Source organism: Acinetobacter dispersus, assembly GCF_009884975.1.
Lineage (GTDB): Bacteria > Pseudomonadota > Gammaproteobacteria > Pseudomonadales > Moraxellaceae > Acinetobacter > Acinetobacter dispersus.
Genome location: NZ_CP041970.1, coordinates 942,983 through 963,675, shown reverse-complemented (window position 1 = coordinate 963,675; position 20,693 = coordinate 942,983). Strand labels below are relative to the sequence as shown.

Annotated in this window: 26 protein-coding genes; all 26 read right to left on the bottom strand. The window is 39.6% G+C overall.

Features of this window, described 5'->3' with window-relative positions; all coding sequences use genetic code 11:
- Positions 1-6: 6 nt before the first annotated feature.
- Complete coding sequence (gene cmk / locus FPL17_RS04230) at positions 7-687, bottom strand: (d)CMP kinase (RefSeq protein WP_151715217.1); 681 nt, start codon at positions 685-687, stop codon at positions 7-9.
- Positions 688-696: 9 nt separating this feature from the next.
- Positions 697-1,137, bottom strand: a complete 441-nt coding sequence (locus FPL17_RS04225; RefSeq protein WP_005188009.1) for an SRPBCC family protein — start codon at positions 1,135-1,137, stop codon at positions 697-699.
- A gap of 66 nt (positions 1,138-1,203) precedes the next feature.
- Complete coding sequence (gene tadA, locus FPL17_RS04220; protein ID WP_151715218.1) at positions 1,204-1,713, bottom strand: tRNA adenosine(34) deaminase TadA; 510 nt, start codon at positions 1,711-1,713, stop codon at positions 1,204-1,206.
- Positions 1,714-1,718: 5 nt separating this feature from the next.
- Entirely contained in the window at positions 1,719-2,843 is a 1,125-nt protein-coding gene (locus FPL17_RS04215) for an enoyl-CoA hydratase/isomerase family protein (protein WP_171067238.1), read from the bottom strand.
- The gene (gene ung, locus FPL17_RS04210) at positions 2,840-3,553 is read right to left on the bottom strand and encodes a uracil-DNA glycosylase (RefSeq protein ID WP_005188001.1); all 714 of its coding nucleotides are present in this window, start codon (positions 3,551-3,553) and stop codon (positions 2,840-2,842) included. Before ung ends, FPL17_RS04215 begins: the two co-directional genes overlap by 4 nt.
- 44 nt (positions 3,554-3,597) lie before the next feature.
- Positions 3,598-4,194, bottom strand: coding sequence for a 6-pyruvoyl trahydropterin synthase family protein (locus FPL17_RS04205; protein WP_159883458.1), 597 nt, complete (start codon positions 4,192-4,194; stop codon positions 3,598-3,600).
- Between the two features lie 107 nt (positions 4,195-4,301).
- Entirely contained in the window at positions 4,302-5,336 is a 1,035-nt protein-coding gene (gspK, locus tag FPL17_RS04200; RefSeq protein WP_171519510.1) for a type II secretion system minor pseudopilin GspK, read from the bottom strand.
- Complete coding sequence (gene gspJ, locus FPL17_RS04195) at positions 5,293-6,003, bottom strand: type II secretion system minor pseudopilin GspJ (protein ID WP_159883456.1); 711 nt, start codon at positions 6,001-6,003, stop codon at positions 5,293-5,295. Before gspJ ends, gspK begins: the two co-directional genes overlap by 44 nt.
- On the bottom strand, positions 6,000-6,353 hold the full coding sequence (locus FPL17_RS04190) for a type II secretion system protein (RefSeq protein ID WP_266095748.1): 354 nt from the start codon (positions 6,351-6,353) through the stop codon (positions 6,000-6,002). Before FPL17_RS04190 ends, gspJ begins: the two co-directional genes overlap by 4 nt.
- 295 nt (positions 6,354-6,648) lie before the next feature.
- The gene (locus tag FPL17_RS04185) at positions 6,649-7,197 is read right to left on the bottom strand and encodes a pilus assembly FimT family protein (RefSeq protein WP_005187985.1); all 549 of its coding nucleotides are present in this window, start codon (positions 7,195-7,197) and stop codon (positions 6,649-6,651) included.
- Between the two features lie 11 nt (positions 7,198-7,208).
- Positions 7,209-7,817, bottom strand: a complete 609-nt coding sequence (locus FPL17_RS04180; protein ID WP_032857741.1) for a TetR/AcrR family transcriptional regulator — start codon at positions 7,815-7,817, stop codon at positions 7,209-7,211.
- A gap of 40 nt (positions 7,818-7,857) precedes the next feature.
- Positions 7,858-8,631, bottom strand: a complete 774-nt coding sequence (locus FPL17_RS04175; protein ID WP_159883452.1) for a TatD family hydrolase — start codon at positions 8,629-8,631, stop codon at positions 7,858-7,860.
- Between the two features lie 24 nt (positions 8,632-8,655).
- The gene (locus FPL17_RS04170) at positions 8,656-9,000 is read right to left on the bottom strand and encodes a PilZ domain-containing protein (RefSeq protein WP_005187977.1); all 345 of its coding nucleotides are present in this window, start codon (positions 8,998-9,000) and stop codon (positions 8,656-8,658) included.
- Positions 9,001-9,601: 601 nt separating this feature from the next.
- Positions 9,602-10,111, bottom strand: coding sequence for a hypothetical protein (locus FPL17_RS04165; RefSeq protein ID WP_159883450.1), 510 nt, complete (start codon positions 10,109-10,111; stop codon positions 9,602-9,604).
- Positions 10,112-10,273: 162 nt separating this feature from the next.
- Complete coding sequence (locus tag FPL17_RS04160) at positions 10,274-10,579, bottom strand: hypothetical protein (protein WP_159883448.1); 306 nt, start codon at positions 10,577-10,579, stop codon at positions 10,274-10,276.
- Between the two features lie 188 nt (positions 10,580-10,767).
- The gene (locus FPL17_RS04155) at positions 10,768-11,751 is read right to left on the bottom strand and encodes a DNA polymerase III subunit delta' (RefSeq protein ID WP_159883446.1); all 984 of its coding nucleotides are present in this window, start codon (positions 11,749-11,751) and stop codon (positions 10,768-10,770) included.
- A gap of 4 nt (positions 11,752-11,755) precedes the next feature.
- Positions 11,756-12,517, bottom strand: a complete 762-nt coding sequence (gene kdsB / locus FPL17_RS04150; protein WP_159883444.1) for a 3-deoxy-manno-octulosonate cytidylyltransferase — start codon at positions 12,515-12,517, stop codon at positions 11,756-11,758.
- A gap of 9 nt (positions 12,518-12,526) precedes the next feature.
- Positions 12,527-13,534 (bottom strand): tetraacyldisaccharide 4'-kinase, encoded by a 1,008-nt coding sequence (lpxK, locus tag FPL17_RS04145; protein WP_159883442.1) that lies wholly within the window; start codon positions 13,532-13,534, stop codon positions 12,527-12,529.
- Between the two features lie 2 nt (positions 13,535-13,536).
- Positions 13,537-15,264 (bottom strand): lipid A export permease/ATP-binding protein MsbA, encoded by a 1,728-nt coding sequence (msbA, locus tag FPL17_RS04140; protein WP_151715227.1) that lies wholly within the window; start codon positions 15,262-15,264, stop codon positions 13,537-13,539.
- A complete protein-coding gene (locus FPL17_RS04135) occupies positions 15,261-15,689 on the bottom strand; it encodes an ExbD/TolR family protein (protein WP_004806616.1) in 429 nt (142 codons plus the stop codon). Before FPL17_RS04135 ends, msbA begins: the two co-directional genes overlap by 4 nt.
- A 14-nt stretch (positions 15,690-15,703) precedes the next feature.
- A complete protein-coding gene (locus FPL17_RS04130; protein WP_005187949.1) occupies positions 15,704-16,333 on the bottom strand; it encodes a MotA/TolQ/ExbB proton channel family protein in 630 nt (209 codons plus the stop codon).
- A gap of 47 nt (positions 16,334-16,380) precedes the next feature.
- Positions 16,381-17,268: a ParB/RepB/Spo0J family partition protein gene (locus tag FPL17_RS04125; RefSeq protein ID WP_159883440.1), complete on the bottom strand. Its 888-nt coding sequence runs from the start codon at positions 17,266-17,268 to the stop codon at positions 16,381-16,383.
- Positions 17,265-18,047, bottom strand: a complete 783-nt coding sequence (locus tag FPL17_RS04120; protein ID WP_005187941.1) for a ParA family protein — start codon at positions 18,045-18,047, stop codon at positions 17,265-17,267. The genes FPL17_RS04125 and FPL17_RS04120 overlap by 4 nt, the downstream gene beginning before the upstream one ends.
- Positions 18,048-18,065: 18 nt before the next feature.
- Positions 18,066-18,701 (bottom strand): 16S rRNA (guanine(527)-N(7))-methyltransferase RsmG, encoded by a 636-nt coding sequence (rsmG, locus tag FPL17_RS04115; RefSeq protein ID WP_005212683.1) that lies wholly within the window; start codon positions 18,699-18,701, stop codon positions 18,066-18,068.
- A 174-nt stretch (positions 18,702-18,875) separates the two neighbouring features.
- Positions 18,876-19,565, bottom strand: coding sequence for an N-acetylmuramate alpha-1-phosphate uridylyltransferase MurU (gene murU / locus FPL17_RS04110; RefSeq protein WP_151715230.1), 690 nt, complete (start codon positions 19,563-19,565; stop codon positions 18,876-18,878).
- Positions 19,565-20,578 carry an aminoglycoside phosphotransferase family protein gene (locus FPL17_RS04105; RefSeq protein WP_151715231.1) on the bottom strand — a complete coding sequence of 338 codons (1,014 nt, stop codon included), beginning with the start codon at positions 20,576-20,578 and terminating at the stop codon, positions 19,565-19,567. Before FPL17_RS04105 ends, murU begins: the two co-directional genes overlap by 1 nt.
- Positions 20,579-20,693 lie beyond the last annotated feature (115 nt).

Below are 20,693 nucleotides of genomic sequence, written 5' to 3'. Positions count from 1 at the left end.
GTGTATCTATTTTATACGGCTATTGATATAGTCAACCATCAACTGAAACACTTCATTGATGCCTATTGTAGAACTATCAATGACATAAGCATCCTCAGCGGGCTTAAGTGGAGCAACTGTACGCTCCATATCTCTTTTATCTCTAGCCTGTATGTTAGATAAAATGTCGCTTATTTTAGCATCAAGACCCATGCCCTGCAACTGTTTTACGCGTCGTTCAGCACGAGACTCGGCCGAAGCCGTTAAATAAATCTTGGCTTGAGCTTCTGGAAAGATCGAAGTTGCCATGTCGCGCCCATCTGCCACTAAGCCTGGCGCTTGTATAAATGCACGCTGACGCGCAAATAATGCCTTTCTTAATTCAGGAACAGTTGCAACTTTAGACGCATACTCTCCCACTTGTTCAGTGCGAATTGTATTGGTGACATCAACACCTTCCAGAAGAATCTTTGTCACAGCTTCTGAGGACTGAAACTCGATATCCAAATGTGTAGCGCATTCAACACATTCATCTAAATGTGCATCAATCTGATCCAGTAGACCACGTTGGAACAATGACAATCCAAGTAAACGATATAACGCACCAGAATCTAATAAATTAAAACCATAATGTGCGGCAATTTTTGCAGCCAATGTTCCTTTACCTGAACCACTTGGACCATCAATCGTAATTATATGAACTGTCATTCCCATCTCTTATGTAGCAACTGATTTGGCTAATTTTGAAAAACCTAGTGTAATCGCTGCTTTGAGTTGTGCAAGAACTAATTTGCTTACTAAAGGTGCTTTTGCTGTAAATTCAATCTTATACGTCACCAAAGTAATAAAAGGAGTGATTTCTTTAAAATCAATTTGCCCCAAGTGATGTTTCACCAAAGGGTTGTTGATTAATTTATACTCAATACGTTTATTTTCTTCCAATAAAGTAATTTCTTCTTGAAGTGGTTTGATTGGACCAAAGCCCATACGACGAACTGAGCCGATACCATCAGGACGTTTTGGATCAGCAGAATCTTTGACACGTACAACCTGTAAAGGTGCAAATGCCTTGTTATAGGTGGCATGTTTTGACAGCAAGTCAAAAACTTCAGAAATCGGTGCGTTAAATTCTTTTTGTACGGTGATTGCATTACGCATAAGTTCGCCTTTTGATGTGACCCAAAATCATCGGAGGCTTAGTTTGCCACAACTCATATGGCATTTTTAATCATTTAAGGACGTTTTTGACGAACGGATTTTCTTCTTTTCATTTCTTCTTTGTTTGAAAAAATTACTCAACTGCAATGAACATTGCGCTTGCAGGCAGCCTTGTTCAAAGACAAATTTATGATTGTAATAACCACTTTCAAGCAGTTGTCTAGCACTCACCAATGAACCTGCTTTGGGTTCAGTCGTAGCAAAAACCACACGCTGTATCCGTGCATGAATTAATGCACCCACACACATAGTACAAGGTTCAAGCGTTACATAAAGTGTTGTATCATCGGGCAAGCGATAGTTATTCAAAGACTGACAGGCAGCACGTAAAGCTTGTATTTCTGCATGCGCGGTTGGATCTGACAATTTAATTGGCGCATTATATCCAGCACCGATTACCTGTCCATTGCTGACCAGAATTGCCCCGACGGGTATTTCCCCCTGCGCTGCTGCTAATGCAGCCTGCTCATAGGCAAGCTGCATCCAATATTCATCATTAAAATTTTCAGAACTCATAACAATCAGGCAATTACACCGTATTGCTTTAATAAAGCATTCCAGCTCTCAATATTGGTCACAGGAGCACAGTCACCTAATATACTTTTTAAGCTTAATTGCTCAGTTGCTTTCCATTCTGGCGACAAGTCTTTATCAACCAAACGAGCACGAACACCTTCAACAAAGTCAGGATGACGAATCTTCCAATCAGAAATCTGTGCTTCTAATGCAAACACCTCATCCCATGCATGACCTTGTTTACCCCATTGCCATAACAGCCATGTGATCGCAGCTGTGCTTGGAGAGCCTTTTTGCAAGTTTTCACTAGCTTGACGCAACCAATCACTACTTGCATCACTCAAACCAATAATGGATTGATAATCATATTCAAAGCTTTGTCCACGACATACGCTATGAATTACATCAATTGAGTTTTGTAATGGACCAGAAGCAACTGGGCGATGCAAACTATTTAAAGTGTCATCAATGGCTCTGAATGCACCTGCTGGATAATGGTTCCAATCGACATTCAAGACTTTTTGAAGCACATTATCACGCTGCGCTTCACAAATATGTGTTGCCCAACCAATGCTAAATGCACCCGCTGCCGTCATGATGGAACCCGTCAAGCCAGTAAACAAACCAATTTGACCACGATCAGCCAAGAAACGGCTTGCCCCCACATCAGGGTATAAACCGATATTGATTTCTGGCATTGCCAAACGTGAATATGGTGTGACTAGACGGAATGGCGCAGCCATAAATAGACCAAGCCCACCACCCATGACATAACCTTCACCCCAAACGACGATTGGTTTGGCATAATTATGCAACAGTAAATCAAGCGCATATTCTTGCTGGAAGAACAAGTTCGCTGCATCAACTTCCTGATTAATCACCAACTGGCGTAATTTACGTACATCTCCACCTGCACAAAATGCTTTTGGTGTTGTCGAATCAAACCAAATTGCTTTAACAGTTTCATCTACGTGAAAATCTTCAAAAACTTGAAGTAGAGCACTTACGATTGGCTCATCTAAAGCATGCAAAGATTTAGGTCGATTAAGACGAATGATTCGCCAACCATTTTTTGCATGTTCAATAACTAAATCTGGATGATAGCTATTTAAATCAGGAGAAGTCATTATGCGTCCAATTGCCAGTCTATAGGCTCAATGCCATGTTGTTTCAAATATTGATTGGTTTTAGAAAATACTTTACAGCCGAAAAAACCACCACGATTCGCAGCAAGTGGTGATGGATGTGCTGCCGTTAGCACAAGGTGTTTATTACGATCAATGCGTTGACCTTTACGTTGAGCATAAGCTCCCCATAAAATAAAGACGATATGTTCACGCTGTTCATTTAATACATCAATGACTGCATCAGTGAAGTCTTCCCATCCCTGTTTCTGATGTGAAGTCGGTTGTGCAGCTTCTACCGTCAGTACGCTGTTAAGTAACAGCACACCTTGCTCCGCCCATTTGCTCAAATCACCATGACGTGAAACAGGCACGGCTAAATCCGTATGTAACTCATGAAAAATATTACGTAAAGACGGCGGTAATGCAACCCCTCTTTGTACCGAAAAACTCAAACCATTGGCTTGATTCGGACCATGATATGGGTCTTGTCCTAAAATCACGACTTTAACAGCGCTTTGCGGCGTTGTATTCATCGCATTAAAAATCTGTTTACTTGGTGGATAAATCGTTTTCTGTGCAAGTTTTTCTTGTTGTAAAAACTCACGTAAGTTATCCATTTTTTGACTAAGTAAAAACTCTGACAATGAGATTTTCCAAGACTCGTCCAACTGAACTTTACTTAATTTGTCCTGTTGCTGTTCAGTAAATTGCATCCATATTCCTTGAAAAGAAGTTCACTCACTTGGGTGAAAAGCACTCAAATATTAACTTGTAATTCTACGTTTGGATTTTGGAACTTGATTCCTTTTTTCAGGTTTTCATACATCTGAACATCACTCCATTCAGCCTGTACTTGCTCTGAAAATACGATTTGATCTAGGCTCAACGCACCCATTTGCTCATTATCGATATCTTCTTGAAAGCTTTGAGCATAACCCGTTTCTGTCTCATGTACGATCACAGAATAAACTTCAACATCACCCTCACCATTTTGAGTGGTTGTTGAGTTTAATACCTGCTGAGCAAGATAAAAGAAAATACGTGAAAACTGTTCTGCCGATGGTGAAACAGGCAAACCGATCCAACGCGCACTGAATGTTTTACATGCATCAATATAGGCAGGATCATCTTTCTGCCAAAAACAAATTGCATGATCAAAACTATCATACAACTCTTTGATCACGCCTTTGAGTAAGCCGAAATCATAAACCATTTGTCCGTGATCGAGCTTTGACGCTTTTAATAATAATTCAACTTTATAACTATGCCCATGAATCGAACGCTTACAGCGATCCGATGTACAGTTACGTACAATATGAGCATTTTCAAATTTAAACAATTTACGAATTAACATGCACCAAGCTAATCTTTATCTGCAAACGGATTTTATTATAAAGCAAAAAAACGTGCATTGGGATTGATTTTAAATCTTGTCACCATTTGATAAACCAATATCAAAACTCAGTAAAAAGGCGAAAGACTTCTTGAATATACAAAGACTTGCTTATCTTTCCGAACCAAAGCGCTTGTAAATTGTCGTTTCCGTTCGCTTAAAACAACTTCAATTTGTGCAGTAAAATAATTAGACTTACTATCCAACAAAGCAGCAGCATCTGTTTTATTTTGCTCATCTATGCCAGAAAAAGCACTTAATTTCCATAAATCATCAACATTATTGAAATAGGTCAAATTCACTTGCTTGGTTTTAAGCTCTTGTTCAACTGATTTAACATCAACTTTCGGATCAATACTGGCAAGCAATAATGCTGGTGCCGTATTCATATTTACTTTGGTTTGTTCTGGCAACGCTGTGACATAGGGCTTGATCAAATCGTAATTTTTTCCTTCAAAGCCTCTGACTAGCTTCAACTCTTCCACACTATGAAACTTGGTATTCGGCGCCAAATATGCAGGATCTAATCCTTGGTAATAATTACTCTCAGCACCCATTGCCCCAGTCGTTTCATCATCGACATCCTGCCAATCAATTACCGCTTGACTCAATTCTGCTGGCAAGCCAACCCGTTGTAGCAACTTCTCAAACCAACGACGGGCAGAGTCATCCACTTGACTTCCATCTGCTTTAACCAAATTATTAAGATTGAACTTGCCTGACTCATCCATTAACCGTCCAGAAACAGAGCCATCTTCAACAGGAAATGGAGGCATAGGTTTGGCCCAATTTTCTTGCAGATGATCAATACTGCTTCCATTATCACTATCTTGAATCAAGAGTTCAGAGAAGAAGGCCTCAGCACTTTTTGCATACAGTAAAGATTGATCTTGACGCATCAGATACCCTGTATTTTCAGAGGTATTGGTTTGTCGTTTAGCAATGGTCGCAGCAAGAATCGTTGCCAAAGCAACCATCACCAGAATAGTTAATAATGCAATGCCACGCTGAGCAACTCCATAACGTTGAGCTTTTCTAATCACTGAATATGCCTCTTGCTCATTGGGTTGGAAGTTGAGTAGGATTGGATGAATTTGATCCATCTTTATTATTTGGTGGATTTGTACCTCCACCCGTGGCATTTGAATTTCCTATCGCCTGCAAATACGCCTGCGTATTCAACAAGCTATAAATCCATTCATAGTCTGTACCTGCAACGGTCAGCTGTATCTTGATACCCAGCGGCAATTTTTTAAGCTCAGCAATATTGTTTGGATCACTATTTTCTGGCCATTGCGTCAATTCTTGTGGGTTCAAAACCAGTACTTTAAATTGATCTACATTTTCCAGTAAGGTGCTTGAAACAGGCTGTACACGATTCGGGATATTGAGATTCGAATATTTCAGTCGATATACTTTCTTCTGTGCAGAATCATAACGATATTCTATACGCTCATAGGGTGACAGCCCTTGCTTTAATGGATCCGAAACACCTGCCTTACTAAATACAAAACTTCGATCATTTAATAGCAAAGCTGCTTGCAGTTGTCGTCCATCATTCGCTGTAAGTGGAATAATTTGCAGACTATCCCTTAACACCTGCTGATAGGCATCTTGCAATGCAAATAAGTGCAACTCATGCTCCGCATTACGGTCTTTTACTTTTAATAAATAATCAAAAACCTTCCAACCCAACATAGAAAGTACCGCAAAAATTGCAATCGCAACCAGCAATTCAACGAGGGTAAATCCTGAGCGTGTATATTTCATTGTGTTCTAGCCTTTGCTGGATAGTTAAAGAACACAAGATTGGTAATACCCGCCTCAACCTTACCTTGCTCATTATTAAATAAGCTGACTTGCAATTCGATACGCTGTATCTTGGGGCTAATGGTGGATTGGGCTTTTTTGTCAATTTTCCAGGTTTCACCTTGAGAGGTGACTTGCTTTGATTGCGTTCCTTCCAACCATTCCTGATTAATTTCCATCATTGCGACTTCATTCATTCCCACAAATTGTGCTTTGGTCCGCAAGATCGCATTGGATGTTGACTGTGTGTACTGCATGGCAACTTTAGTTAAGGCAATTGCCGCAACCGCAAAGATCGCCAAGGCCACCATCACTTCGAGTAGGGTAAATCCTGAAGCAGGTCTCTGCCGAGCACCGCTCGGCCCTGCTGCAAGACCGAAAGCTATGCTTGAGGTGTGGTGTTTCAAATCTACTGCAAGGCGAGAAGCTATGCTTCGAGTTGCAGGATTAGTGAAACAACGTTTCTCCCTGAGAAGCACAGCTCCGCAAGAAGACAAAGAGCTATGCTCGAAGTGAACAGGTCTCGGTCCTTCTGAAAGACGAGAAGCTATGCTTCGAGTACAAAGGTTAACGTTGTAAGAACGCAAAGAAAGATCTTCTGAGTATTTAATTTTCATCTATTTTACCCAAGTGATCTAAGGCAAACTCGTGGCCAATCGGTTGCTGCTCATAATAAAACTGGATCCGGACAGGTTTCACCTCGCCATTCCCAAACCAAATCAGCTGAGGCGCTCTGCCCCCCAATAAATCTTCATTTTTTGCTTTATTATAATTTTCAACATCTAAGCTTTGAATACTAAAAGAGACACGATCTGGTAATTGACGTGTTTTAAACTCTTTATAAAGTTGCCAAGTACGATCGGCCTGCTGAATTTGTTCACGGCTTTGATCATGATATTCAAATAAATTATAACTAAATGGTGCAACATCAGTAGCGTTTTGAGTATTTAAAGCGAATACCTTGGCTTGATCGGTCGCTTCTTTATTAATTTTTTTGAGATCCAGAATAAACATCTCTCTGGCTTGCATCGCTCGGCGTTGATCGACTCCACCAATATTCAAGACGACCAATGATGCCATAATTGTCATAATGACAATCACCACCATGACCTCAATAAGCGTAAAACCTGTTTGTAATCTCTGTGGTGATTTCATTATATTTTCGACTATGGAACAGGTTGTTCAAGTAGCTTTGGCAATGCTAAAGCTTGCTCTATATAAGCGACACGCAATGTATCTCTCGAACCCAAATAACGCTGATAGAAACTTGAGTTCAGGATAACCGCAGCCCCATAGGTCAACGACCAAACTGATGCAAGATAATCACGTGTTGTCATCGTACTATTGATATCGAGCAAATAACTTTCAGTCATTCGGATAATAATACGCAAACGCTGTCTTCGTACTTTATACAACTCACTAAACAGTAATTGAATACCCTGTCCAGTGGTCGAGAGACGTTCTTCAATTTGGTGAAATAACGCTGTACGCTCAGGATGATGTAAATGATGCAGCATAAAGAAAGCCAAATGCTCTGGAAAAGCCTTTTCGGTATCTTGAATCATCTCGAGTAACATTCGCTCATTACGAATGATGAGTAACATATACAGCTCATCCTTACTCTGAAAATGCTTGTATAACGTACCCTTGGCAAGATCCAGCTCTGCTGCCAAAGCATCAAGCGTCATGCCAGCTTCACCATTTTCTAATAGGAGTTGCTCCGCGATTTGAAAAATTAATACTTCTCGTGCTCTAAACTGAGCTTGACGATCCATTTTCACGTAATAACTCTCTTTCCTAGTACAACTAAACCGTTTATTTCAAATTTAAGAGATTCTCAAAATTTTGCGTTGTAATCATGCCAATCTCTTCAACCGATTTATCATATACATCACTTAGCGCTTTTGCTACAAAAGGAACGTATTTCGGTTCATTGGTTTTACCACGATATGGTACTGGTGCTAAATAAGGGCTATCCGTTTCGATGAGCAAGCGATCAAGCGGTACCTTTTTAGCCACATCACGCAAGTCCTGCGCATTTTTGAAAGAGACAATACCTGAGAAGGAAATATAATAGCCGCAATCTAGCACAGCCTTTGCCGTTTCCCAGTCTTCGGTAAAACAATGCAAGATGCCATGTGTAGATTGTTCCGCTCGAATGATATCTACAGTATCGTGTTTTGCTGCTCGCGTATGAACCACTACAGGCTTTTTAACGATTTTCGATGCTTCAATATGACGTGCAAAGCAGCGCTTCTGTTCATCTACAAAATCAGTACTGTGATAATAATCTAGACCGGTTTCACCCAAAGCCCACACTTTGTCTGACTGAGCAAGATTAACGAGATAATCCGTTGTAGCACGTGCCATGATGTGCTCATCTTCGCATGGATGCACCCCTACAGAATAACCAACATCCTCATGTCGGGCTGCAATTTCTGCCAATTTAATATGATCTTCTAGATCAACTGAAATCCCCATGAATTTAGAAACACCTGCAAGTCGAGCTTGTTCAAGTGCTTGATCCAAATCCCCTTGATAAGGACTTAGATCTAACATGGTTAAATGGCAATGCGTATCAACAAACACTCTTTCTTCCTATTCTATTTACAACTACATCGTATAACTTGGACGATCCAAGCCTTTCATACCCGCTAATAACTTTTCAGCTTCATTTTTATAATACACACCTTTTTCACCAACAAGTTGGATTGCAAATCCTTGTGGCTTAAAATGTGTCTGCTTATGCGAAATCCAGATCACTTTACCTGTTAACGGAATTTTTTGTGATTGTTCAGGTAAGGTAGCCAATACAAAAACTTCCTGTCCCATTTTAACGGCTTGTTTCGTCGGTACGAACAAGCCACCGCCTACAACAAAAGGCATAAAACTAGATTGTAATGTTGCTTTGTCTGGAATATTGACCTGTATAATTCCGCCCATCATTTGTGGTTGCATAACATTCCCCTGTTAAATACTTAAGCGATTAAAACACTAATAATTTTATACCATTGATAAATCTAAAAAATATCATTCATTTTGATAAAATTTATAGAATTTCAATTGGTGACCGTTCAATAAAGATCTATACGTTATTTATGACCTGATTATAGAAAACAATCAAGCAAACAACAAATGCTGTTTCAGCAAAAGCCTTGTAAAACAACCCAAATAGCTACAATTAGCGTAAATAGTGCATTGTATAAGTCGTTATTTAAAATCTTATGACAGCACTATGAATGATTAGGATAATAGAAAGGCCCGCAATATAGACGGATATGGGTTTTAATGCATCTTTTGCTCGAATTAAGCAAAAAACAAACCCTGATCACGTAAGTTAAAATCTCAGTGCAATTTAGATAAACCAATAAAAAGATCGATCAGCCTAAAAACGACTTGACCTGAATAGAGATGAATGCTTTAGCGGCTAGGTAAGGCTAATATGAAACTTGACTTAGCCTGCTCCAATCGCAAAAGCTATAGAACTCGATAACAACATCCCAATTAGATTGCGAATGAAAGAGATATAGCAAAACTGGCTTGCTATATCTCTTTTAAACTATTTTGTCGCCTTTACAATTTCTGCCTTATCAAATGAGAACCAGCATTCGCCTTGGGTCGCCCACTTTGATTCTGTTGTACCTAATACACCAGTGACGACAATTCGATCGCCGACTTTTAAATTACTGATTTTGTCTGTATTTACTTTCAAATCATCTCGGGTAAGTCCTTGCCCTTTGCACTTCCCATTGCTTGGATCTTTAAAAATAATCGCAATCTGATTTTGAGAGATAATCTCACCCGTTTTAGTAATACGAGTAATAATTCCCGGTACTTCAAGGCGTTGTGAATCCCATTTTCGTTTTGCAGTGATTTCATTTTGCTGCCAGTCTTTCCATATTTCAGATAAGGTTGCCTTCTTTGCTGGCCCTAAACCGCGAAAGTCACCACTCAAAATATCTCCAGTTTTATTCAGTATCCCATCTGTTGCAGACATGGCCGAGTCTAAAGTCTGACAACCACTCAATGAAAGAAAGCTTAAAGCGACTAAAAATGTTTTTATTTGCATATCAAAATTCCCTAAAGTACATAGCAAAGCGCCATGTGAAAAAATAACATATTTAATAATAGATGTGAATTTTTAACATTCTTCGGAGTGGAAATTTTTTGCCATAAAAAAAACCGCCCTTAAGAGCGGTTTTTATCTAATCAGATTTCAGATCTAGACATTTCATTTTTCAGTGCATTTATAATCAAAGTTTAACTTACTAATCATTTGATCTGTATTTCGTGTAATCACTGAAATATTGTTGACTCCAGCCTCAATATAAAACTTACCACTAAACTGATTTCCAGCAGAACTTTGAGGATGATTAAAGGAGTAGCTATAAACACACTCGTATGCCTGTGCCCCAAAATTTGAAGCATTAATTTCAAAAGATGAGCCATTAATATTGGATACAAATTTTGGTTCAGCTTTTGTAATGCTTGGTATCATGGTAAGTGATAAAGCAATCGCGATAAATGTTGTTTTCATCTCTATATTCCTTATTTTTTAATATTATTGTGAAGTAACTCACATTTTATATGCTTTTAATAAGGTTTAAAGAGCCCCGAACAATTTATATACAAAAATTACATAAACTCAATAAAAACAAGCATCTATTAAGATTTTAATAAAACTTATTTAATAAAATCTAAATTAATTCTGTTTTTTAAAATGACTTAAGCAACATTCATAAGTTGAATGAATAACTCATCGAGAACCAATTGTGTTTGCACATTTTGTTCCACCATTAATTTCTTTTGCTGCAAATCTGAATAAAGTGTAAATAGCGCTTCCAAACTATAAAACTCTGCCAATGCGTTAAAATCTAAATCATCATTTTTTAACGATTGATTCAATTTTAAATTCACAATATCCGCTAAAAGATATTCAAACATGGTGATAAATTCAGAAAAATTCAGTTCTTTAGACCACTTATTTGAATAATTTAAAGGCATATTTTTTTCAGCAACCAACTTAAGCCAATCACTCAAAAATAAAGCTCGTTTTTGCAACCACACACTCTTTTCAATCTCAATGGCTGTCAGTGGCATATCATTGGCAAGATTTAATAATAGTTTGACCTGTTCCGTTGCAAGCTCCGGGATCTGTTGTTGTACAAATGCTTGTGCATCCTGAACTGTCATTCGGTCCAAGGCAAAATGCTGTAATCGACTCCGAATCGTTGCAGGAAGTTTTAAATAATGATCTGCAAGCAAGATCAAGACAACTTTTTCACCCGGTTCTTCTAAAGTTTTTAACAATGCATTTGCGGATGCGGTATTTAACGCTTCAGCAGGTTCAATCATTACAACGCGCCAGCCTTCACCAGTCTGCTGAACAAAAGGCAAAAGTTCTCGGATTTTTTCAATTTTAATTTTGGCGTTTTGTTTTTTATTATCTTCATCCGTGGTGATATGCACATAATTTGGATGAGTATCTGACCGTAACCACTGACAACTCGAACACTCACCACACGCCTGATGAGGCTGTTTATTCAAACACAATACCCAAGCGACAAACCGTTCCGCGAATTCTTTCTTCGCACAGCCCTTCTTTCCGTAAAATAATAGGCCATGCCCAAGTTCTGGAAATCGGGTACTTAACAATTCCCACGTTTGTGCATGCCATGGGTAAATCACTGTTGATTGAGTATCGACCATAATATTATTCAAATAAACTCACAGACATTGCATTTAATCGATCTAAATCCGCTTGCGTATCAACACCAGGAGGCAAGTTTGCTTCTGCCACAGCAATGGCAATACGATGACCATTTTCTAGCACACGAAGCTGCTCTAAGCTTTCCAATTTCTCAAGCTGCCCCTGTTCCCAAGTGACATACTCTTGTAGCAATTTGACACGATAGGCGTATAAGCCTAAATGACGGAAAGCTTGATTATGCAGTTGCTGTTCAGCCTGTTTAGCGCCATCTCGATCATACGGAATGGTTGCACGGCTAAAATACAATGCCTCATTGCGATTACTCATCACGACTTTAACGATACTATCGCGTTGAAACTCTTCAAGCTGATGAATGGGTTCACATAAGGTAGACATCGCACATTGTGGATGATCAATCAGGAGCTGACTCACCTGCTGTACAAGTTGTGCGGGAAGTAATGGTTCATCTCCTTGGACATTCACAATAATATCGCCTGCTGACCAACCTTTGATACGTGCGACTTCACTTAGGCGATCTGTACCCGATGGGTGATTTGGGTTTGTTAGAACCACATCAACACCTTCAGCACGACAAACTTCTGCAATACGCTCATCATCCGTAGCAACACAAAGGTCATCAAAACCAGCAACTTTTTTTGCTTGATCGACAACACGGAGAATCATTGGGCGACCATGAATGAGGAGTAATGGTTTTGCAGGTAGACGAGAACTCGCAAAACGAGCTGGAATGACGATATGTTTCATGGTCGCTCTCTAAGAAAATTGAATACCGAGGTGCTGTAATTGTTGTTTTAACAGGTCATAACAATCTGCTGACAAAACAGCTTCAACGGGTACGACCCAAATTGGGGTAGTAAACTCAGGATGTTGCTTTAATAAAGTTTTAAACTTTACGGCATCTTTTTCCGTGGTAATAATGGCATCATGATTTTCGAATATTAAATCATCAATTTCATAATCATGATGGTCTGGAAATTCATGTGCCTGATATTGCTGTACAGTCAAAGATGCTAATGTTTGATAAAAGCGCTGAGGGAAACCAATTCCAACAACAGCATTGAAATATTGATTGGGATCAAACCAATTTGTATCTGTATTTGCATTTAGAAGATAAGGTTGACCAACCGCTAAATGCATATTTCTTTGTGCTTGCGCAATTTTAGTATGCTCAATCACAGTACTTTCGCTTAAACGTGACTTAGGCTCGCGTAGATAACCTTCTGGCAATAATTTCTCATTTCCTAAACCACGATTTTGATCCAATACAATCCATTCAATCTGACGTGCCAAAGCCCAATGCTGCAAACCATCATCGCTAATGATTAGATCTAGCTGCTCATTTTCCAATAACAACTCGATAGATGCTTGACGATTGGGACCCACAGCCATTGGCACATGGGTAGATTGAACAATCAAACAAGGCTCATCACCAGCAGCATCAGGCTCAGATCTTTGAGTGACCAAAAGTGGGAATGGACCTTCACCACCATAACCTCGGCTAATTACACCCACTCGGACATGATGTTGTTGTAAATATTTGACTAATTGAATTAGCAATGGGGTTTTGCCACTGCCACCTACAGTAATATTTCCAATTACCATAACAGGTACAGGCGCTTTATATACAGGTTTAATCCCATGTTGATAAAGCGCTTTATTCGCACAAAACCCGAATCGGTATAACCATGACAATGGGCGCAACACCACCAACCACGAAGCTTGTTCATTCCAAGCATCCTGAAGACGCTGCGCCATCGACATACTTAGTTTTCCTCGAAATTACGTTGATGCAATTGGTAATACATTCCATGTTTTGCTAAAAGCTCAGCATGTGTACCTTGCTCAATAATCTGACCTTTATCCATTACTACGATCAAATCCGCATTTTCAACTGTAGATAAACGGTGTGCAATGACGATCGTTGTACGGTCTTGCATTGCTTTATCAAATGCTTGTTGAATGAAGTATTCCGATTCATTATCAAGCGCACTTGTTGCTTCATCTAAAATCAGGATTGGAGAGTCTTTTAAGATTGCTCTTGCAATTGCGATACGTTGACGCTGACCACCAGAGAGATTCAAACCTTGTGCACCAAGAATAGTGTCATAACCTTGTGGCAAGTTCATGATAAAGTCATGTGCATAAGCAGCTTTAGCCGCGGCAATCACTTGATCATCACTTGAGTCTTGTAACTGACCATAGGCAATGTTATCTCGTACCGAACGATTGAATAACACAACTTGCTGATTCACTGTCGCAATTTGTGAGCGTAAATAAGCCAGCTCAATATCTTGGACTGGAATGCCATCAAAATAGATTTGACCTTCGCTCAACTCTTGAAAACGTGGCAACATATTCACTAATGACGTCTTGCCTGCACCCGAACGGCCAACTAAAGCAACAGTTTGACCGGCTTTAATATCTAAAGAGAAATCTTTGATTGCATGCGTACCATCTTCATAGCGTAGGTTTGCATGATCGAATTGGATATTTCCCTTTAAGACCGGTCTAAGCTGACCATTATTCACTTCTTCAGGTGTATCCAACAATTCAAATACTGAATGTGCTGCGGCTAAACCACGTTGTAACTTTTCATTGATATCAGTCAAGTTCTTTACAGGCTTAGAAATTAAGCCTGCAGCAGTAATGAATGAAATGAACTCACCCGCAGAGGTATCACCAAAAACCTGTGGACGTAACGCAAGCCAAAGAATAATCGCCATTGCCATCGACAATAGCAGCTGAATGATCGGGCTATTAATATTTTGCACCACCACCATTTTCAAACCGCGACGTAAATTCTCTTCAGACGATTTATAAAAACGTTTCTGTTCGAATTCTTCGCCAGTAAAGCTTTTTACCACCGAGTTTGCAGTAATGGTTTCTTGTACCACATGGTTTACATCACCCATGGTATTTTGTACTTGGATCGACAATTTACGCATTTTCTTAGATGCGATTCTGACCAATATCCCAATAAAAGGCATGAAAACCACAATACACAGGGTTAATCGCCAGTTGGTATAGAGTAGATAACTCAATAAACCAACAACGATCAAGCCATCCTTAATCAAGGTCTGTAGAGATTCAGATGAAGCCGCAGTTAACTGCTCAACGTTGTACATCAACTTTGCGCTGATATGACCCGCACTGTTATCCAGATAATATTGCGCTGGCAATCTTAACAGTTTTGCATACACTTCCTGACGAATGCTAAACACCAAGCTACGTGAAATAACCGCGGAAAAGTAACCACCGAGAAAGAGGCCAACACCACGGAAAAACATCAATAGAACAATCAGTGCTGGAAACCAATCCAGATTGCTACGGCTACCTTCTTGAATAGCGTCAATGATGTATTTCAATAGCTTTGCGACGGAAACCTCTGTCGCTGCGTTGATTCCAAAACCAAGTAAGACTAATAAGGCAACGCCCCAATAAGATTTTAAATACGATATTAAACGGACATAAACCTTAAAATCCTGATTCACTCAGTAAAACCTCTCGTTGGAACTTTGGTGCTGATATTGACGTTAACAAAACCGAGTTGACCTGCGACATCCATCACTCGAATCACATCCTGATGTGCAGCTTTGGCATCAGCAGCAATAATAAACATAAAATCACGACGATCTTGTGCAACTTGCTTAATCGCTGTGCTTAAATCCGCGATATCTTTGCTTGATAACGCTTGACCATTCACAGAATAATGCCCAGTGGAGTCTACCATGATTTCAATTTTGTGATCGAATTGTTTAGGTGGAACACCTTGCGCATCGGGCAAAGTCAGGTTAATACGACTTTGTTGACTAAAAGTCGTTGATAATAATAAAAACACCAAAATAAATAACATACAGTCAATCATTGGCGTCAAATTGATATGAATATCTTCAACTTGAGAACGTTTAAACTTCATGATGCCACCTCGGCTTAGCTTGCACGACGGTGTTCTTGTACATGAGCCGCTTTTTTATAGAAAAGTGCAGCATGGAACAAGGTAGACTGTTGCTCTAATTCAGCAATATATTCATGTACAACACGCTGGAAATAACGGTATGCAATCATAGCAGGAATTGCAATGAGCATCCCGACAGCTGTTGTAATTAAGGCCTTAGAAATACCTGGCATCATCATACTGGCATTACCAGCAGAGCCAACATCAATCACCAAAAATGACTCAATAATTCCCAAAACAGTACCAAGCAATCCCAGTAAAGGTGCGATTGCACTCAAAGTTCCAAGGAAGTTAATATTTTTTTCGAGATAACTGATTTCTTGAGACGCGGTTGCTTCCATTTGAGCGCGGGCAAATTGCTCACCTTGTTCTCGCTGATCAAAACCAGATTTAAGAATACGTCCTAATGGGCTTTTTTGAGCATCCTCTTGTTCTAATCGTGTAATGACTGCATCCACATCAGAACCACTCACAAGCAAGGCTTGTGGTAACACTTGAGACCGTTTTAAACGAATGTATCGTTCAATTGTAATGGCAACCGTAAAAATTGATGAAAGAATAAGGGGCAGCATTAACCAACCGCCCGCTTTCACAAGTTCCCACATATTATTCCCCAATAATATCTAAAATATAAAAGGATGCACCCTCAATATTAGTTAGGTAAGCAAATATTGAGGATTCCATCCAACTCATCCAATGAGTGGTAGTGAATGACCATTTTCCCTTTACCTTTTTGGTTATGGTCAATTTTAACATTCGCTCCGAAACGCTCAGATAGTTTCTGAGTCAACTGTTCAATATCTGGAGATATTTGAGCTTTTTCCTTTTCAGGTTTTGGTTCACTCCACTCACGAACCAACTGTTCAGTTTGACGTACCGACAAACCTTTTTCAATTACGATTTGCGCAACTGCAATTTGATCTTTTACTTTTAGCGTCAGAATCGCACGGGCATGTCCCATGTCAATCTGACCTTGCTGTATTAACTCTTTAATCGGATCAGCCAAGCTCAACAAGCGCAACAGGTTACTCACCGTGGTACGTGCCTTGCCTACCGTATCTGCAATTTCTTGATGGCTTAAACCAAATTCATCATGGAAGCGCTGTAAAGCGACTGCTTGATCGATCGGATTGAGATCTTGACGTTGAATATTTTCAATCAACGCCAAAGCAATTGCGACTTGGTCATTTAAGTCACGTACAATCGCTGGAATTTCAACCAAACCAGCTAATTGGGCAGCACGCCAACGACGTTCACCCGCAATAATCTCGTAAGGATGTTGCTCATCATCCACAGGACGGATCACAATCGGCTGCATTACACCATGCTTTTCAATCGATGCTGCAAGCTCTTGTAAATCTTGTTCTTGGATAAAACTACGTGGTTGGTATTCACCACGTTTCAGTAAATTGACATCAATTTGCTTGAGTTGACCATGATCCAAGGCTTGTGCTTCAAGTTGCAATTTCTCTTTTTGAATTGAACCTAATAGCGCATCTAAACCACGACCTTTAGCCAATCCGCGTTTTTTGATGCTCATACAGCACTTCCTTTTTTCACTTTACTTTTCTTCAACATTTCTGCGGCTAAATTCAAATATGCAATTGCACCTTTTGAACTCTTTTCAAAATAGATTACAGGTAAACCATGAGCTGGTGCTTCTGCCAAACGAATATTTCGAGGAATCACCGTTTCATATAATTTTTTACCAAAATATTGCTCTAACTCTGCTGACACATCACGTGTCAACGCATTACGAGCGTCATACATGGTACGTAATACCCCAACAATTTCCAAGTTTGGATTAAGGGCTTTTTGTATACGATCAATGGTCTGTGTCAGATCAGCCAATCCTTCCAGAGCATAGTATTCACATTGCATTGGAATAATCACACCATTCACGGCAGCCAAGGCATTGACGGTAATTAAACTGAGGCTTGGTGCACAATCAACAATGATATAGTCAAATGCAGCATCTACTTCTTGTAAAGCATTCTTCAGAATGAACTCACGACCGTCTTGCTCAGCAATCGCAAGTTCAACCCCAGCAAGTTCACGGTTTGCACCTAAAACTTTATAACCGACTTCTGCTTTTTGAATAGCAGTTTCAATTGGAACTTCACCCAATAACACATCTGTGACTGAATAAAGTAAATCATTCTTTTGAATACCAGACCCCATGGTGGCATTCCCTTGTGAGTCCATATCGACCAACAAAACACGTTTTTTCAAGATCGCCAAAGAGGCAGCAAGATTGACTGCTGTCGTGGTTTTTCCCACACCACCTTTTTGGTTTGCAATCGCAATAATTTGAGCCATGACTACCCTTAATATTTTTTATTGAATACGTTGAAGTAAAAGTAAATGACGCTGTTCATCCAATCTTGGCACACGCAGTTCAATGATCTTACATGAATACTGATCTTTCATCTGCTCAACTTCATCCTCTGGGATTAAGCCTTTCATTGCAGCAATGATACTTTGTTGATGCATATAAGGTTGTGCTGCATCTACAAAATCGGTCAATGAAGCAAATGCTCGACTTGTAATGACATCGAACTGACCAAGTTCTCCAATGCTGTCTTCATTTTCAACACGTGTTTGAACTGCAATTACATTCTTCAGCTTTAAATCAGCAATAAATTGCTTCAAGAAACGAATCTTTTTCCCATTCGAATCTAATAGTACACAAGAACGTTCTGGTTGGCATAATGCAATGATCATGCCCGGCATACCACCGCCTGTGCCCACATCTAATAAACGACCTTGGGGCAAATCATTTAAGATACTTAAACTATCTAATAAATGTTTAACCAACATTTCTTTCGGCTCGCGGATCGCCGTTAAATTGTATGCCTTATTCCATAGCACTAGCGCATCTTGATATTTCAATAAGAGTGTTAGGGCTTCTTCACTTAGGTTAAGACCTAAAGCTTGGCTACCTTGCTTTAATTCTTGAAAAAAAGGATGCATAACAGTGCGACATCTCGATAAACTTGCTGTGCAGTATACCGATTTCTGATACAAGGCACAGCAGGACTTGTTGAACGATTATGCAGTTAATCATTTACAAGCATGATAAACTGCACAATCCTTTAAGTTTTTGTCTTTTCTTATGCAAATCACAGATAGACAAAGCATTTTTTATTATGCGAATGCGCCCTGCTTGATTTGTTGATCAAGCTGCTCCAAACGCTCAGGCGTACCAACATCGACCCAAATTCCTTGCAACTTTTCAGCTGAAACCTGCTGCTGCTGCATGGCTTGTTTCAATAATGGCGCTAAAGGTCGTTTGCCATTTTCCAAACCGGCAAACATCTGCGGTGCAAAAACAGCCACACCACTATAAGTTAAAGCTTCACCCAGTTGCTCTTGCTCAAAAGTGTAAGCTAAATCATGCGCTAGGATAAAGTCACCTTTTAAGTGCTGCGGTGGATTTTCAACCAACACTAAATGTGCCTGCTTATCTTCTAACTGAACATTTAACAATGAAGAAAAATCCATTGTGGTCCAGACATCACCATTGACCAAGATAAAAGGTTCATCACCCAACAATGGCAAGGCATTAATAATACCACCTGCTGTTTCCAAGCCTTCGCCTTCGTGTGACCATAAGATGGTTACACCAAATTGAGAGCCATCACCTAAAGCAGCAGCAAGTTTCTCACCCAACCAAGCCGTATTAATAACAATCTCGCTAATGCCTATTTTTTGCAACTTCTCAATATGCCAAACAATCAGTGGCTTCCCACCGACTTCCAGTAAAGGTTTTGGCGTATGCAATGTTAATGGTCGCATACGATTACCAAGACCTGCAGCAAGAATCATTGCTTTCATTATGCTGCAACCTCGTAATCACCATATTTTTCAATAAACTTCGGCATCACGATGTCACGAATGAACTGCATAAAGTCATTGAGCTCATCATAACCTTGGCTTTCTTCAAGCAAATACCACATCACACGCGGTAAATCTTTTAAATAGCCTGATTTGCCATCACGTTCAAATAAACGCACGAAGATACCCAAAATTTTCAAATGACGCTGGATCGCCATTAGATCTGCATCTCGCTTAAACTGCTCAAAACTACGATTTTCTTTCGCTGCTGCTGGCAATAAGTTATAGAACACTTCAAACCATTCGTAGACGCGCTCAGCATTCCACTGCACATAGGCATCACGCGTGATTGAAATAAGATCGTAAGTATCAGCACCGATCACTGCATCTTGGAAATCAATTACACCAAGCTCTTGTTCATTTTCGATTTTCATCAAATTACGACTGTGAAAATCACGATGTACAATTACTTGCGGTTGATTAGTCGCCTCGATCGCAAGGAAATCAAAAGCCTGCTCAATCGTTTCCAACTGCTGCTCTGTCGGCTGAATCTTCAATGATGGCAACATCCAGTCTGTCAACAGACGCATTTCCGTCATCAACTTCTCATAAGAATACGCTGGCAATTGTGTATCACCGTTGATCTGCTGTAATTCAATCAACTGCTTAAAACTTTGTGCATAGTATTGATCAACTGTTTGATCATTTAATAAGGTTGATAAAACAACATCACCAAAATCTTCTAACAGCAACAATCCTAAAGTTAAGTCTTTCGCAACGATATGCGGTACACGCACACCATTTTTATCAAAGAACTCATCAATGCTAACAAATGGAATACAATCTTCTTTTTCAGGAGGCGCATCCATGAGCATATATGTTTTGTTTTGTAACTTAATTCGCGCATAGCGGCGAAAGCTTGCATCTCCTGCCAAAAAGTTGATCTCAAATTGATCAGATTGGAGGGTGGCTTGAAGCCAAGTTTGTATCAATTGTTCACGTTGTGTATTCATTTGCAATAAAATCTAAAACTAGCTGAGATTTTGAAAGCTTAAGTGTAGCCACTTATCAACTTTTTCTCTATGATGCGACAATAATTAATTGTGAATTAGCGTATTGGTTAATGAG